General features: G+C 66.7%; 9 protein-coding genes. 5 read left to right on the top strand and 4 right to left on the bottom strand.

Translation table 11 applies throughout. The features are described from left to right. The first annotated feature begins 62 nt into the window (after positions 1–62). Both pyk and AC5FRZ_RS09505 read left to right on the top strand, forming a co-directional pair. The gene (pyk, locus tag AC5FRZ_RS09510; RefSeq protein WP_493564458.1) at positions 63–1,808 is read left to right on the top strand and encodes a pyruvate kinase; all 1,746 of its coding nucleotides are present in this window, start codon (positions 63–65) and stop codon (positions 1,806–1,808) included. 141 nt (positions 1,809–1,949) lie between these two features. Further along, positions 1,950–2,912, top strand: a complete 963-nt coding sequence (locus AC5FRZ_RS09505; protein ID WP_153553578.1) for an ROK family protein — start codon at positions 1,950–1,952, stop codon at positions 2,910–2,912. A gap of 12 nt (positions 2,913–2,924) precedes the next feature. Here the strand turns inward: AC5FRZ_RS09505 and AC5FRZ_RS09500 are convergent, their stop codons facing one another. The 4 genes from AC5FRZ_RS09500 to AC5FRZ_RS09485 form a co-directional block, all read right to left on the bottom strand. Further along, complete coding sequence (locus tag AC5FRZ_RS09500; RefSeq protein WP_170094474.1) at positions 2,925–4,103, bottom strand: Cdc6/Cdc18 family protein; 1,179 nt, start codon at positions 4,101–4,103, stop codon at positions 2,925–2,927. Positions 4,104–4,254: 151 nt separating this feature from the next. Beyond that, positions 4,255–5,340 (bottom strand): DUF7973 family transport facilitator, encoded by a 1,086-nt coding sequence (locus AC5FRZ_RS09495; RefSeq protein WP_170094473.1) that lies wholly within the window; start codon positions 5,338–5,340, stop codon positions 4,255–4,257. A 3-nt stretch (positions 5,341–5,343) separates the two neighbouring features. Next, positions 5,344–6,876: a glycerol kinase GlpK gene (glpK, locus tag AC5FRZ_RS09490; RefSeq protein ID WP_493564457.1), complete on the bottom strand. Its 1,533-nt coding sequence runs from the start codon at positions 6,874–6,876 to the stop codon at positions 5,344–5,346. A gap of 125 nt (positions 6,877–7,001) precedes the next feature. Continuing rightward, positions 7,002–9,503: an extracellular solute-binding protein gene (locus tag AC5FRZ_RS09485; RefSeq protein WP_493564456.1), complete on the bottom strand. Its 2,502-nt coding sequence runs from the start codon at positions 9,501–9,503 to the stop codon at positions 7,002–7,004. Between the two features lie 307 nt (positions 9,504–9,810). Here AC5FRZ_RS09485 and glpA point away from each other — a divergent pair, with 307 nt between their 5' ends. Genes glpA through AC5FRZ_RS09470 form a run of 3 tightly spaced genes read left to right on the top strand, consistent with a single transcriptional unit; the run spans position 9,811 to position 14,169 of the window. Further along, entirely contained in the window at positions 9,811–11,529 is a 1,719-nt protein-coding gene (gene glpA, locus AC5FRZ_RS09480; protein ID WP_170094470.1) for an anaerobic glycerol-3-phosphate dehydrogenase subunit GlpA, read from the top strand. Further along, positions 11,519–12,787, top strand: a complete 1,269-nt coding sequence (glpB, locus tag AC5FRZ_RS09475) for a glycerol-3-phosphate dehydrogenase subunit GlpB (RefSeq protein ID WP_170094469.1) — start codon at positions 11,519–11,521, stop codon at positions 12,785–12,787. The genes glpA and glpB overlap by 11 nt, the downstream gene beginning before the upstream one ends. After that, positions 12,784–14,169, top strand: a complete 1,386-nt coding sequence (locus AC5FRZ_RS09470; RefSeq protein WP_170094468.1) for an anaerobic glycerol-3-phosphate dehydrogenase subunit C — start codon at positions 12,784–12,786, stop codon at positions 14,167–14,169. The genes glpB and AC5FRZ_RS09470 overlap by 4 nt, the downstream gene beginning before the upstream one ends. Positions 14,170–14,172: the final 3 nt, after the last annotated feature.

The following is a 14,172-nucleotide window of genomic DNA, read 5'->3' as shown; positions in this document are numbered from 1 at the left end:
TGACCGGGTACGCTCTCGTATGGTTGTTCGGAAGCTCTCTGCAATCGACGGAGGACGACCCGATGCGTAGCGCGAAGATCGTCTGTACGCTGGGACCGGCGACGGAGTCGGTCGAGCAGATTCGCGGTCTCGCCGAGGCCGGTATGTCCGTGGCACGGCTCAACGCCAGCCACGGCACGCCAGAGCACCGCCGCGAGATGATCGACCGAATCCGAGAGGTCGACGCGACCACGGAGCGGCCGGTCGCGTCGATGCTCGACATGCCGGGTCCAGAGGTGCGAACGGCTCCGATCCGCGAGCCGATCCAGTTGGACGAGGGCTCGACGGTCGAGTTCGTCCAGTCAGACGAGGCGACGCCAGAGCGCGTCGGCCTCTCGCTGTCGATCACGTCCGTCCAGCCGGGCGATCGCGTGTTGCTCGACGACGGTCGGATCGAGACGACGGTCGACCGCGTCGACGGCGACTCCGTCTACGCGACCGTCGAGAACGGCGGTGAACTCGGTGCCCGCAAGGGCGTCAACGTCCCCGGCGTCGAGCTGGACTTGCCCGCCGTCACGGACAACGATCGGCGAGAACTCGACGTCGCCGCGGAGAAAGAGCCCGACTTCGTGGCCGCCTCGTTCGTCCGCTCGGGCGAAGACATCTACGAGATCGAGGCCGAGATGGAAGAGCGCGGCATCGACATCCCGATCATCGCCAAGATCGAGCGGGCCGGCGCGGTCGAGAACCTCGATTCGATCGTCGACGCCGCATACGGCGTGATGGTCGCGCGTGGAGACCTCGGCGTCGAGTGCCCGCTCGAAGACGTGCCGATCTTCCAGAAGCGCATCATCCGCAAGTGCCAGGAAGCAGGCGTGCCGGTCATCACGGCGACGGAGATGCTCGACTCGATGATCCACGAGCGCCGGCCGACCCGCGCGGAGGCCTCCGACGTGGCCAACGCCGTCCTCGACGGCACCGACGCGGTGATGCTGTCGGGCGAGACCGCGATCGGCGACAATCCGGTCCGCGTCGTCGAGACGATGGACCGCATCGTTCGCGACGTCGAGTCGGCCCCCGAGTACGACCAGAATCGCGAGCAACAGGTCCCGGCCGCGGGCGAGACGCGAACGGACGCGCTGGCGCGGTCCGCCCGGTTCCTCGCCCGGGACATCGGGGCTTCGGCAGTCGTCGCTGCCTCCGAATCCGGCTACACCGCCCTCAAGTCGGCCAAGTACCGGCCGTCGATTCCGATCGTCGCCTCGACGCCCAGCGACGAGGTGCGGCGACAGCTCGCCCTCTCGTGGGGGATCATCCCCGTCTCGACGGAGTACACGACCCAGGGTGCGGACGCGATCATCCAGAACGCCGCGCAGGCGGCCCTGGACACGGAGGCAGCGGACGGCGGCGACACCGTCGTCGTCCTCTCCGGGATGATGACCGAACTCGAAGGGATGAACACGGCGAACCTCCTGAAGGTCCACGTCGCGGCCGAACGGATCGCCAACGGCCGCTCGGTCGTCGACGGGCTGGTGTCGGGGCCGGTCTATCACGTGCCCGACGGCGACCTCTCCGACGTGCCCGACGGTGCGGTGATCTCGATCGCTGCGGACTTCGACGGCGAGTTCGACGGCGAGGTCGAACGGATCGGCGGCATCGTCGACGCCCACGACGGGACGACGGGCTACGTTGCGATCGTCGCGCGCGAGCTCTCGATCCCGATGATCGCCAACGCCGAACTCCCGGACCTGGCGGACGGAACGCAGGTCACGCTCGACGCAGAGCGTGGCATCGTCTACGAGGACACCACCGAAGACGACCGCTCGTAGCGACACGAGCCGGCAGTGAGATCGCTGGCCGTCACTGCTTTACCGTATTGTCCACCCGAGACGAGAAAATGCGTCACAGAGAGACAGTCGGCGGTGTGAATATGTGCAGTTAAGTATCGAAGGGTTCACCCATCCAATATCATGGCCGCATACGCAGGGGTGGATCTCGGCGCGACGAACATCCGCGTTGTCGTCGGCGACGAGTCCGCCCGCGAACTCGGGTCAGATACGCAGGCCACACCGCGAGGGCCGAACGGGATCGCCGTCACCGAGGCGATCCTCGACTGTCTCCGCAACGCCTGTGACGACGCCGACGTATCGCCAAGTTCCGTCGTCGCCGCCGGTATCGGATCGATCGGACCGCTGGATCTCGCCGAGGGGATCGTCGAGGGACCAGCGAACCTCCCGGATTCCATCGGTCGGATCCCGCTGACCGGCCCCGTCGGCAACCTGATCGACTCGGAACGCGTGTATCTGCACAACGACACCAACGCCGGGGTGATCGGCGAACGCTTCTTCTCTGACCGGAACCCCGACGATATGGTGTACCTGACGATCTCCTCGGGGATCGGTGCCGGCGTCGCCGTCGACGGCAACGTCGTCGACGGCTGGGACGGCAACGCCGGTGAGGTCGGGCACATGACTCTCGACCCGGCCGGCGTGATGACGTGTGGCTGTGGCTCGGACGGCCACTGGGAGGCGTACTGTTCGGGCAACAACATCCCGAAGTACGCGATGCAGCTCCACACGGAAGACGGGATGGAGACGGCGCTCCCGATCGAGAGCGGCGACTTCGACGCGGCGGACGTGTTCGACCGTGCGCGGGACGGCGACGACTTCGCACAGTACGTCATCGGGCAGGTCGGCCACCTCAACGCCATCGGGATCGCAAACGTCGTCCAGGCGTACGCCCCGCTCGTGGTCTACGTCGGTGGCGCAGTGGCGCTGAACAACCCCGACGCCGTCCTCGACCCGATCAGAGACGAACTCTCGGAGATGGTGTTCGGAAACATCCCGGACGTGAAGCTCACGACGCTGGGCGAAGACATCGTCGTCATGGGCGCGCTCGCCTCGGCGATCACCGACGGCACCGGCGAGCGGTAATCGCCGAGGCGGTCAGCCCCGTTCCAGATCGTAGAGGCGGCGAAACGCCGCCGGTGGAAAGCGCAGTTCCACGCGGCTGGGCGGTCGCCCCTTCCCGCTTTCGAGGCCGGACTGGACGCGTTCGACGATTCCGCCTTCGGCCATCTCGTAGAGGTACCGCTTGACCGTTCCCGGCGAGAGGTCGACGGTCGCTTTCGCGGCGATCGCCTCCGTGGTCGCGGTGACGGACTCTCGATCGGCCGAATCGAGTTCGACGACTTCTCGCAGGACGCGCTGTTTGTTGTCTGGCAGCGCGAGCACTCTCGCCAGCGACACCGAGGGCCGTGGGATCTGCTCGATTGCGGCCTCGACGTCGTCCTGGCCGACGCGCGTCCCCTCCCGTTGACTCGCGTCGTCGGCCGCGATAAACAGCGCCGCCAGCGCGTCGTGTGCGTTGCCGTCTGCCCACTCGGCGATCGTACGGGCCTGTTCGTGGCTCAGCGCCTGGGGAGCGAGTCCGTCCGAGGCACGCGTCATCAACACGTCGACGAGCATCTGTCGACGGTACGGCTCGACTGGGATCGTCGTCGCCGTGTACTCGGTCAACAGTGTCTCTTCGGGGTCGTCTCGTCCGATCGCCAGCCAGCTCACGTTGCTGGGCAGCCCCGCGAAGAGGTCGATCAGCGCCTCGGCGTCGGTGCTGCCCTGTTCGCCGACGTGATCGACGGCGATCACGACGCCGATGCTCGCGGCTCCGAGCATCTCGTGGAGCCGACGGCGAAGCTCCGACGTGCTGATCCCGTGTTCGGGAACCCGGTCGTCGACGAGTCCGTCGAGCACGCGGTGGTAGAACGCGAACCGACTCGTCGTCTCACGCAGATCGACGTAGACGAACTCCGGAGAGGGCGGCGCTGCCGCGCGGGTACTCGTGTGGATGACTGACCGCTGTTCGGTCGAGAGTCGGCCCAGCCGCGAGAACAGTGCCGTCACGATCGCCGACTTCCCGGAGCCGAACGGCCCCGACACGTAGGCGTTGGGCGGTAAGCGGCCGTCGAACACCGGATCGAGGTGGTCGAGCAGTCGCTCGAAGACGGGGCCTCGGTCCGACGGATCGTCGATGTGTGCGACCGGGGACAGCGATTCGTAGTCCTGGATCAATCGAGGGCCACCGCCCCGGCGCTGTCGTCGTTTTATTCTCGCGTCGATATCCATGAGCGATCCTGGGAGGCGTTGTGAGTGATATCGTCTACACTATTAAAAGGACCCGGGTTGTCCGGTATCCAGTCGTCCCCGTCGGTCGGACGACGAGCGCGTCGGCCGAACCGGGTGGATAGCTGTGCCATCTCTCCTGTCGATGTGGCGATCAGAGTCCGAGGTAGCCGGCGTTCGGGAGGACGTTCGCCAGGTAGAGGACGCCGACCGCCAGCATCGCGATCGCGATCGCCATCGCGGGTGGGTCGACGTGGGTGCCCGAGTGCGAGTAGAACAGTCGCTGGGTCACCTCGCCCAGGAGCGCACTGATCGCGCCGAACAGGGCCGCTACCAGCAGGATCACCGGCGGGCTCGCGATCACGTCGGCCGCGAGGACCGCACCGACGGCACCGACCAGCGTCATGTGGTGTGTGACGGGAATCTTCTCGATCCCGAGGGCGAGGAAGAGCAGGCTCGCCGCCGAGATACCGTAGCTGAGGAAGACGCTCCCGGTCTCCAGCCAGATGTAGCCCGCCAGGACGCCGGTGACCAGCCCGATCACGGTGACGCCCGACCACTTGTACTGGTGGGGGAGCCACGGCTCGGTCGCCAGTCGCCCTTCGTGCTCGGCCGGAACTTCGCCGCCGTCGGCCATCCGGCGCGGTTCCTCGCGCTCGAACGGCGACATGTCGAGCAGGCTCGATCCGGCCACCTTGCCGACCAGCGGGTAGCCAAAGACGAGGCGAGCGATGAACGCCGTCGCGACGACAGACAGCGCGATGTTGTCGGTCGGGAAGCCGATCCCGCCCATGACGCGGGTGATGATCATCCCGAGGGCACCGAACACTGCCCCGACCGCCAGCACGTCTGGCTTGGTGCCGTGAGCGAAGGAGATGTTCTTCCCGAAGTGGTAGTCCCAGCCGGCCGGCTCCATCTCGGGGTACTTCTTGCCGGCGTAGGCCGCAGCGGCGACGCCGCCAGCGAAGGCGACGTGCGGGCCGGTGACCATCCCGAAGCCGATGACGCCGGTGATACCCGTGGCCAACTCGCCGTCCGGAACGTCCGGGAGACTGCCGATCTCTCGCTGGAGAATCGCGATCCCCTCGCCGAGGAACACGACGAACCCCGTGAAGATGAACGACGGCAGCGCACCCAGGGCGGCACCGAACGCACCGCCGGCCAGTGCCGCGATGAGCAGGGTGGCGAAGCGCTCGGCGGTGATGTCGATGATCGGCAGTTGCAGGAGGACCTCGAGCATTCGTTATTCCTCCTGTGCCCAGTCCCGCGAGCGTTCGACGGCGTCGTCCCAGCGTCCGTACATCTTGTTTGCCTGCTCCGGTGCCATCTCGGGCTCGAAGTTGCGGTCGACCTGCCAGTTGTCCCGCAGTTCGTCGATCGTATCCCAGTAGCCGACGGCGAGGCCGGCGGCGTAAGCCGAGCCGAGCGCGGTCGTCTCGTCGACTTCCGGCCGAGAGATCTCCGTCTGGATGATGTCGGACTGGAGCTGACAGAGGAAGTTGTTCTTGACGGCCCCACCGTCGACGCGCAGCGTCGTCGTCTCGACGCCGGAGTCGGCTTCCATCGCCTCGGCGATGTCTCGGGTCTGGTACGCGATAGATTCGAGGGTCGCACGGACGATGTGTTCTTTCCGGGTCCCGCGAGTCATCCCGACGATCGTCCCGCGCGCGCGCCCGTCCCAGTGTGGCGCGCCGAGCCCGGTGAAGGCCGGCACCATGTACACGCCGTCGGTCGAATCGACCGAGCGGGCGAGCTCCGCGGTCTGTGCGGCGTTCTTGATGAGGTCGACGTCTTCGAGCCACTCGATCGCCGCGCCCGTGATGAAGATCGACCCCTCCAGCGCGTACTGGACGGGTTCGCCGGACATCTGGAAGCCGATCGTGGTGAGGAGCCCGTGATCGGACTCGACGGCCTCCTCGCCGGTGTTCATGAGGTAGAACGAGCCCGTGCCGTAGGTGTTCTTCGCGTCGCCGGCGTCGAAGCAGGTTTGACCGAACAGGGCGGCCTGCTGGTCGCCCAGGGCACCGGCGACGGGGACCTCGGCACCGAGGAAGCCGTCGGGGTCGGTGGTCCCGTAGGTCGCTTCGTCGGAGGACGGACGCACCTCGGGGAGCATCGCTTCGGGAACGCCGAACTCTTCGAGGAGTTCCGCGTCCCACGACAGCCCCTCGATGTCGTAGAGCATCGTCCGAGAGGCGTTGGTCACGTCGGTGATGTGGTTGCCCGTGAGGTTGTAGATCAGCCACGAGTCGATCGTCCCCATGAGGAGTTCGCCATCGCGGGCACGCTCACGGAGGTCGCGCGTGCGAGAGCTCTCCAGCTTGAGGGGTTCGGCGTTGTCGAGAATCCACTCGGTCTTTGTCGCCGAGAAGTAGGCGTCGGCCTCCAGCCCGGTCTTCTCGCGGATCATCTCGATCTTGCCCGCTTCCTCCAGTTCCTCGACGCGGTCGGTCGTCCGTCGGTCCTGCCACACCAGCGCGTTGTGGATCGGCCGCCCGGTCTCTTTGTCCCACACGATCGTGGTCTCTCGCTGGTTCGTGATCCCGATCGCCTCGAGCTGTGTGGCATCGAGGTCGGCGGCGTCGAGGCCAGCAGTGACGACGGCTTTCGTGTTCTCCCAGATCTCGGTCGGATCGTGTTCGACCCAACCGGGCTCCGGATAGATCTGTTCGTGCTGTTCGTACGAGTTGGCGACGACGGTGCCGCTGTGGTCGAACACCATGAAGCGGGTACCCGTCGTCCCCTGATCGATCGCACCGACGTATGTGTCTGGCATCGTTGTGTACTCCGTGGGGCGGAACTTTATCTGCTGTTCCGCTCTACCGATAAACAACATAGGCGATCATTATAAATGTTACTGGCGCTGTCCAACCGTCAGTAAATCACCCGCAGAAACGACCGCTACTGGTACGAGTCCAGCGTCGCTGCGATCTGCTCGTCGATCGATTCCAGCGTCTCGGCCGTCGAGTCCGCGGTGTACAGCCGTTCGACGCCCTCCTCGATGATCGTCCGAACCGTGTCGAACGGGCCGATCTGCGCTCCGCGGGTCCCGATCGTGTCGGTCGTTTCCATCAGCTGGTCCAGTGCCGTCGCGTAGTGGGTGTTCTCCTCGAACCAGCCCGCCGCCCGCAGTTCCGGAATCGCCCCTTCGTGAACCGGGAAGTAGCCGGTCTCGCGGTGCCAGCGCTGCTGTTGTTCGGGCTGGGTGAGCCAGGTCAGGAACTCGCCGACTGCGTCGTGGACGGCCGTCGAGTGGTCGGCACCGACCCACAGCGACGCGCCGCCGACCAGCACGCCCGTCCTGTCGTCGAGCACCGGGAATCGCCCCGTTCCAACCGGGAACGTCGCGCCCGACTCGATCCCCGTCAGCGAGGAGGTCGATCCGATGAGCATCGCGGCGTCTCCGTCGTGGAACGCGGTTCTGGCAGCGCCTCGCGCCTCGATGCCGGGGTCGTAGTGATACCCCGATTCGGACATGTCGCGCCACCACTCGAACAGCGACTGGCCGAACTGACTCCCGAGGTTCGCCGTCGTCGGTCGTCCGGCGCGTCCGTTGTCGTTGTCGACCAGCGGCTCGTCCGCTTCCGCGAACCACTGTTCGACGAACCACGAGTAGTTCGCGAACGTGATGCCGTACTCGGAGACGCCAGCGTCGACGAGGCGTTCCGAGGCGTCCCGCACCGCCGAGAGCGTCTCGGGCGGCCGGTCGGGATCGAGTCCCGCGCGCTCGAACGCGTCGCGGTTGTACACCAGGACCGGATTCGAGGCGTTGAACGGGAGCGAGTGCAACGTCCCGTCGAACCGGTAGTAGTTCGCTACCGGGTCGAGGAGCGAATCGACGTGTTCCCGGGAGAGCAGTTGTTCGACCGGCACGAACTGGCCGCTGTCGCGCGCTCGCGTGGTCCCGATCTCGAAGATCTGGGCGATCGCCGGTGGCGATCCGTTCTCGGCCGCCGTCAGTGCCGCGTCCAGCGTCCCGCGATAGCTCCCCTTCGACGACAGCGAGAGCTGGATGCCGTCGGTCTGGGCCTCGAACTCGCGGGCCAGTTCCTCCAGCAACAGCCCCTTCTCGCCGCCCATCGCGTGCCAGAACTCCACGACGGTCGCGTCTTCGTCCGCGGTCTCGTCGGCGAGTTCGTAGTCGTCGAACGTCGATTCGAGCGTGCCGGCCCGCTCGGCCAGCGTCGAGACGCGCGTCGACACCTCGGCCAGCTCGGTCGTCTGTGTCCTGGCTGCCGTCGCCGCGACCTCGGCGTCGGAGGCGGTGTCGTCACTGATGTCGCCGACGGCGTTGACCATCGAGACGATCTCCTGGGTGGACGCTGCCTGACTGTCGGTGGCCTCGTCGATCTCCTGGATGCTCGTGTCGATCTCCTCGACCTGCTCGACGACGCGTTCGAGACCGTCGGTCACCGATTCGACGGTGTCGTGTGTCCGGTCGACGCTCTCGCTCGTCTCGTGGACGGTCTCGACGGTCGCCTCGGCCTGTTCGTGGACTCGGTCGATCGACTCTTCGATCTCTGCGGTCGCTCGCTTCGTCTCGCTGGCCAGCTCTTTGACCTCGCTGGCCACGACGCCGAAGCCCTCGCCGTCCTCGCCCACGCGGGCGGCCTCGATGTTCGCGTTCAGCGCGAGAACGTTGGTCTGGTCGGCCACGTCGGTGATGAACTCGACGATGTCTTCGATCTCGGTCAGGAGGTCGTTGAGCCGCTCGATCTGCTCGACGGTTTCCGAGGAGCGCGCCGCGAGCTGTTCGAGCTCGGATCTGGCCTCCGTCGCCGAGGACCGGGCCTGATCGCCCTGGGCCGCGGCGTCGCCGGTCGCCGTCGCGACCTCGTTGGCCGACGCTGCGATCTCCTCGATCGTCGCCGAGAGGGCCTCCATCTCGTCGGCGATGTCGTTGATCCGCTCGCTCTGTCGATGGGAGCCCGACGAGATGCCGTCGACAGCCTCGCTCACCTCGCGGCTCGCACCTTTCACGGAGTCGAGACGCTCGTCGACCTGCTCGGTCGACGACGCCACCTGCTCGCCGAACACCGAGACCGTCTCGACGGTGTCGCGCCACTCGGCGAGGAGATCCCGGTAGGCACTGTACAGTTCCGAGACCACTGCTACGTCGGCGTCGCCGGGCGTCGCCGTCAGATCTCCCTCGGCGTTGGCCGCGACCACCGAAGTCAGATCCTCGATCGCACGCTCCAGTGTCTCTGCTCGTTCGCGTTCCGCTGTCAGAGTCTCCTGAATCCGTTCGCGGTCCTCGATCGCTTCGTCACGCTGCGCGCGTGCCTCGGAGAGTTGCCGTTCGAGTTCTTGTCTCGTTCGTGCCTGTTCGTCGTCTTCGACCGCCTCGCCGCCGTCCGAGCGCGTCTCCGCTTCGGTCGAGTTCGTCGATCGCCAGTCAAACATCGATAACGCGCCTCCTGGTCGTGATGAACATACGATACGTAGCAGGTCCATACCGTACGTATATAATAGTTATTGGTAGATGTATAAGGTAGATAAAGATAGTACGTCGGCGTCTAAAGCGGTGGTACCGCCCGGTTTGCAGGAGACGTATCCCGATCAGCAGCGCCGAGAGCCAGCGAGACAGTCGGCGTCGGCGAGCATCGTCCGCACGACGCGCCGAAATCGTGTTAACGATCACTAGTTTTACTGTCGGTGTCCGTTCGTCGGTGAAGTAAAGTGGGTGGCGACCTAACGACTCCGAATATAGATGGCATCGACACCACGAATCGTCGTCGTCGGAGGTGGCTCGACCGGCGCGGGCGTCGCGCGAGACCTCGCGATGCGCGGGGCCGACGTGACCCTCGTCGAGCAGGGGAATCTCACACACGGCACGACGGGGCGCATGCACGGACTGCTCCACAGCGGCGGCCGGTACGCAGTCTCCGACCAGAAGAGCGCACGCGAGTGTATCGAAGAGAATCGCGTGTTACGCGACATCGCGAGCCACTGCGTCGAGATGACCGGTGGCATGTTCGTCAAGCGTCCGGAAGACTCCGAATCGTACTTCGAAGAGAAACTACAGGGATGTACCGACTGCGACATCCCCGCGGAGGTGATCTCTGGCGAACGCGCACGCGAACGCGAGCCCCACCTCGCGACGGACGTCGACAAGGCGATCTCCGTCCCCGACGGCGCAGTCGACCCATTCCGCCTCGTCGTCGCCAACGCCGCCAGCGCACAGGAACACGGTGCCCGCATCGAGACCCACTCGAAGGTCACCGATCTGCTCGTCGAGAGCGGCGAGATCGTCGGCGTCGAGGTCGAACACGGGGCCAAGTCCGGCGAGCGCGTCCACGGCGTCCAGTCGGGCCGAGAGACGATCCGGGCCGACCACGTCGTCAACGCGACGGGTGCGTGGGCCGGCCGGATCGGCGACATGGCCGACCTCGACGTGGCCGTCCGGCCCTCGAAGGGCGTCATGACGATCATGAACGTCCGGCAGGTCGACACCGTCATCAACCGCTGTCGGCCCAAGGGCGACGCGGACATCATCGTCCCCCACGAGACGACGGCGATACTGGGGACGACCGACGAGGAGGTCGAGGACCCGGAGGACTACCCGGAAGAGCAGTGGGAGGTCGACCAGATGATCGAGACGCTCTCGGAACTGGTGCCGATGCTCGCCGACGCGCGCTCGATCCGGTCGTTCTGGGGCGTGCGCCCGCTGTACGAACCGCCGGAAGTGGGCAGCGAAGATCCGACCGACATCACGCGAGACTACTTCCTGCTGGACCACGAGGAACGCGACGGCCTGCCGGGGATGACGACCATCGTCGGCGGGAAGTTCACGACCTACCGGATGATGGGCGAGGAGATCGCCGACCACGTCGTCGCCAAGTTCGGGATGGACGCCGACTGCCGGACCGCGGACGTGCCCCTGCCCGGCAGCGAGGAGTTCTCGGTGCTGCGAGACTACATGGACGAGTTCGGCCTGCGCTCGCCGATCGGCCGGCGCAGCGTCGAGCGACTGGGATCGCGGGCCGAGGAGGTGCTCGGCACCGGCGAGCCGAACCCGGTGCTGTGTAACTGCGAGGGCGTCACGCGCGCGGAAGTACAGGACGCGATCTCACAGGCCGGCGCGGACCTCAACGGGACCCGCATCCGGACCAGAGCGTCGATGGGCAACTGCCAGGGCGGTTTCTGCATCCATCGCCTGGCCGGCGAGCTCCACCCCGAGTTCGACGAGGCGACGGTTCGGGACTCCTGGGACGACCTGCTACAGGAACGGTGGAAGGGACAGCGCCACGCGCTCTGGGGGAACCAGCTCCAGCAGGCGATGATCAACTACGCACTGCACGCGACGACGCAGAACCGCGACCACGACCCGGCGACCCATCCCGTCGACTTCGCCGCCTTCGACAGCGGACCGGGCTCGGATCGTCGCCTGGGGTCGGACACCGTCGGGGAGGCCGCAGATGGCGATTGACTCGGAAGTGCTGGTCGTCGGCGGCGGGCTCGCGGGCGTGACGAGCGCGATCGCGGCCGCCCGCGCGGGTGCGGACGTGCGCCTGGTCTCCTACAAACAGAGCTCGCTCCGGCAGGCCTCCGGACTGATCGACGTGCTCGGGTACGTCGGCGACGAGGTCGTCGTCGATCCGTACGACGCGATTCCGGAGCTCCACGAGGACCACCCCTACCGGCTCGTGGGCGTCGAGACGGTTCGGGACGCGATGGCGCTGTTCGACGAGACCGTCGACGGCTACCACGGCGACCACACGGAGACAAACGCACTACTGCCGACCCACGGCGGGACGGTCAAGCCGACCGCCCGCTACCCCGCCGGAGCCGCCGAGGGCGTCGCAAGCGACGACCGGGACACGCTCCTGGTCGGCTTCGAGCGGCTGGTCGACTTCGACGCACCGCTCGCCGCGAGTCACGTCGAGGCCGCGGGCGCGCCGTTCTCGGCCGACGGCGTGACGATCACGTTCCCCGGAGACCTCCAGGCCGACGCCAAGGTCACTCGGTACGCGAAGCTGCTCGACCAGAACAGTCCCGTCGCGGTCGACGGCCGGAAGGTCGACACCCGGAGCGCGCTCGCCCAGCGGGTCGCCTCCCACCTCGACGGCCACGAACGCGTCGGCTTCCCCGCGGTGCTGGGCGACGATCACACCGACGCCGTCAGGGCGACACTGGCCGAGGAGCTCGGAGTGGCCGTCTTCGAAGTCCCGATGGGACCGCCCTCGCTGCCGGGACTGCGACTCGAAGACCGTCTCTTCGAGGCGCTCGACCGGTCCGGGGCACGCTACGAGGTCGGCAATCCCGTCGTCGACTACGAGGGCGAGGACCGGATCGAACGCGTGGTCGTCGAACGCAACGGCTCTCGGGTCCCCTACAGCGCCGACCAGTACGTCCTCGCGACGGGCGGGCTGGTCAGCAAGGGCGTCGAGAGCGACCGCGAGGGCGTGCGAGAGCCGATCTTCGACTGTCACGTCCCGCATCCGGGAGACCGATACGACTGGTTCGAAGACGGCGTCTTCGACGACCACGCCTTCGCGCGCTTCGGCGTCGACGTCGGGAGCGACTTGCGGCCACGTGGGGCCAGCGGAAGCGTGGAGTTCGAGAACCTCAGAGCGGCTGGGGCGACGATCGGCGGCTACGACTTCGCGGCCGAGAAGTCCGGCAGCGGCGTCTCGATCGCGACCGGCTACGCGGCCGGGCGAGCGGCGACGGAGGATCTGACATGAGTGATTCAGCTGACACACCGACGGAGGAGTCGTTCGAACCGACAGAACCGAACACGGGCGAGGAGTTCGAGCCGGTCCAGGTGTTCCCCGACGAGGAGACGATGGACCTGCGACCCGGCGCGGACTCCTGTACGAAGTGTAGCACCTGCGACACCAACTGCCCGGTCGCGGAAGTCGACGACGAGTTCCCGGGGCCGAAGTTCCAGGGACCAGAGCAGTGGCGGCTCAAGCAGACCGACGACGGCGACGAGTTCGCCATCGACGACTCCATCATGGACTGCTCGAACTGCATGCGCTGTGACGACGCCTGCCCCTCGGGGGTCCCGCTCAGCCAGATGCACAACGAGGCCCGCGGCGAGTACGTCGACGAGCAGATGAGCAAGCTCTCGACGGAGTACTGGCGCAACCGGATCCTCGCCAACTACCGCACGTCCGCGTGGCTGGCGAGCAAGGTCCCCCGGATCGCCAACGTCGCGATGAACTTCGGGCCCGCCCGCTGGGTCATGGAGAAGACTCTCGGTGTCACGAGCGAGCGGGAGTTCCCGGCCTTCGCGACGGAGACGTTCTCCGAGTGGTGGGCCGCTCAGGGCGGCGCTGCCGGTTCCCGCGAGCGCGCTCGCGAGGCCCGCGAACGCCGCGGCGAACCCCTCGACGCCGACAAGAAGGTCGCGTACTTCCACGGCTGTTACTCCGAGTACAACACCCCCGAGGTCGCGCGGGCCCTCGTTCGAGTGTACGAGCACTTCGGCTACGAGATCGTCGTGCCCGAACAGGGCTGCTCGGGGACGCCGATGTTCGCCAACGGGATGCTCGACGACGCCCGCCGCCACGCCGAGGTCAACGTCTCCTCGATGGCCGATCTGGTCGAGGAGGGATACGACGCCATCGCCTCCTGTACGTCGTGCTCGCTGGCGCTGCGACAGGAGTATCCCGAGCTGTTCGACATCGACGGCATCGAAGACGTGGCCGAGAACACGTTCGAGTCCATCGAGTACCTCCGGATCCACGAGGACGTGCGCGGTGCCCTCCAGGACGCCGAGATCGGGGACGAACTCGCCGAAGAGTTCGCCTATCACGCGCCGTGTCACGCCCGCAACCAGGGGCTCGAACGGCAGGCCGTCGAGCTGTTCCGCGATCTCGACGGCGTCGCAGTCGAGGACGTGGGCGACTCCTGTTCGGGCATCTCCGGCACCTACGGCTGGAAAGACGAGAAGTACGAGAAGTCGATGGCCATCGGTGAGGAGATGTTCGACCACATGGAGGACGTCGAGAGCACCACCGGCATGACCGAGTGCCCCACCTGCTCGATGCAGATGGAGCACGGCACCGGCTACGACATCCGCCACCCGATCGAGCTGGTCGCGGCGGCGCTGGTCGAGTGAGAG

This window comes from Halomicrobium sp. HArcht1-1 (genome assembly GCF_058933285.1).
Note: the sequence above shows the minus strand (reverse complement) of the source record. Positions and strands in the feature narration are given on the sequence as shown.

Bases quoted from the DNA above. Each gene is read 5' to 3' on its own strand.
- pyk (WP_493564458.1), top strand. From the start codon at position 63: ATGCGTAGCGCGAAGATCGTCTGTACGCTGGGACCGGCGACGGAGTCG.
- AC5FRZ_RS09495 (WP_170094473.1), bottom strand. From the start codon at position 5,340: ATGCTCGAGGTCCTCCTGCAACTGCCGATCATCGACATCACCGCCGAG.
- AC5FRZ_RS09470 (WP_170094468.1), top strand. From the start codon at position 12,784: ATGAGTGATTCAGCTGACACACCGACGGAGGAGTCGTTCGAACCGACA.
- glpA (WP_170094470.1), top strand. From the start codon at position 9,811: ATGGCATCGACACCACGAATCGTCGTCGTCGGAGGTGGCTCGACCGGC.
- AC5FRZ_RS09500 (WP_170094474.1), bottom strand. From the start codon at position 4,103: ATGGATATCGACGCGAGAATAAAACGACGACAGCGCCGGGGCGGTGGC.
- AC5FRZ_RS09505 (WP_153553578.1), top strand. From the start codon at position 1,950: ATGGCCGCATACGCAGGGGTGGATCTCGGCGCGACGAACATCCGCGTT.
- AC5FRZ_RS09485 (WP_493564456.1), bottom strand. From the start codon at position 9,503: ATGTTTGACTGGCGATCGACGAACTCGACCGAAGCGGAGACGCGCTCG.
- glpB (WP_170094469.1), top strand. From the start codon at position 11,519: ATGGCGATTGACTCGGAAGTGCTGGTCGTCGGCGGCGGGCTCGCGGGC.
- glpK (WP_493564457.1), bottom strand. From the start codon at position 6,876: ATGCCAGACACATACGTCGGTGCGATCGATCAGGGGACGACGGGTACC.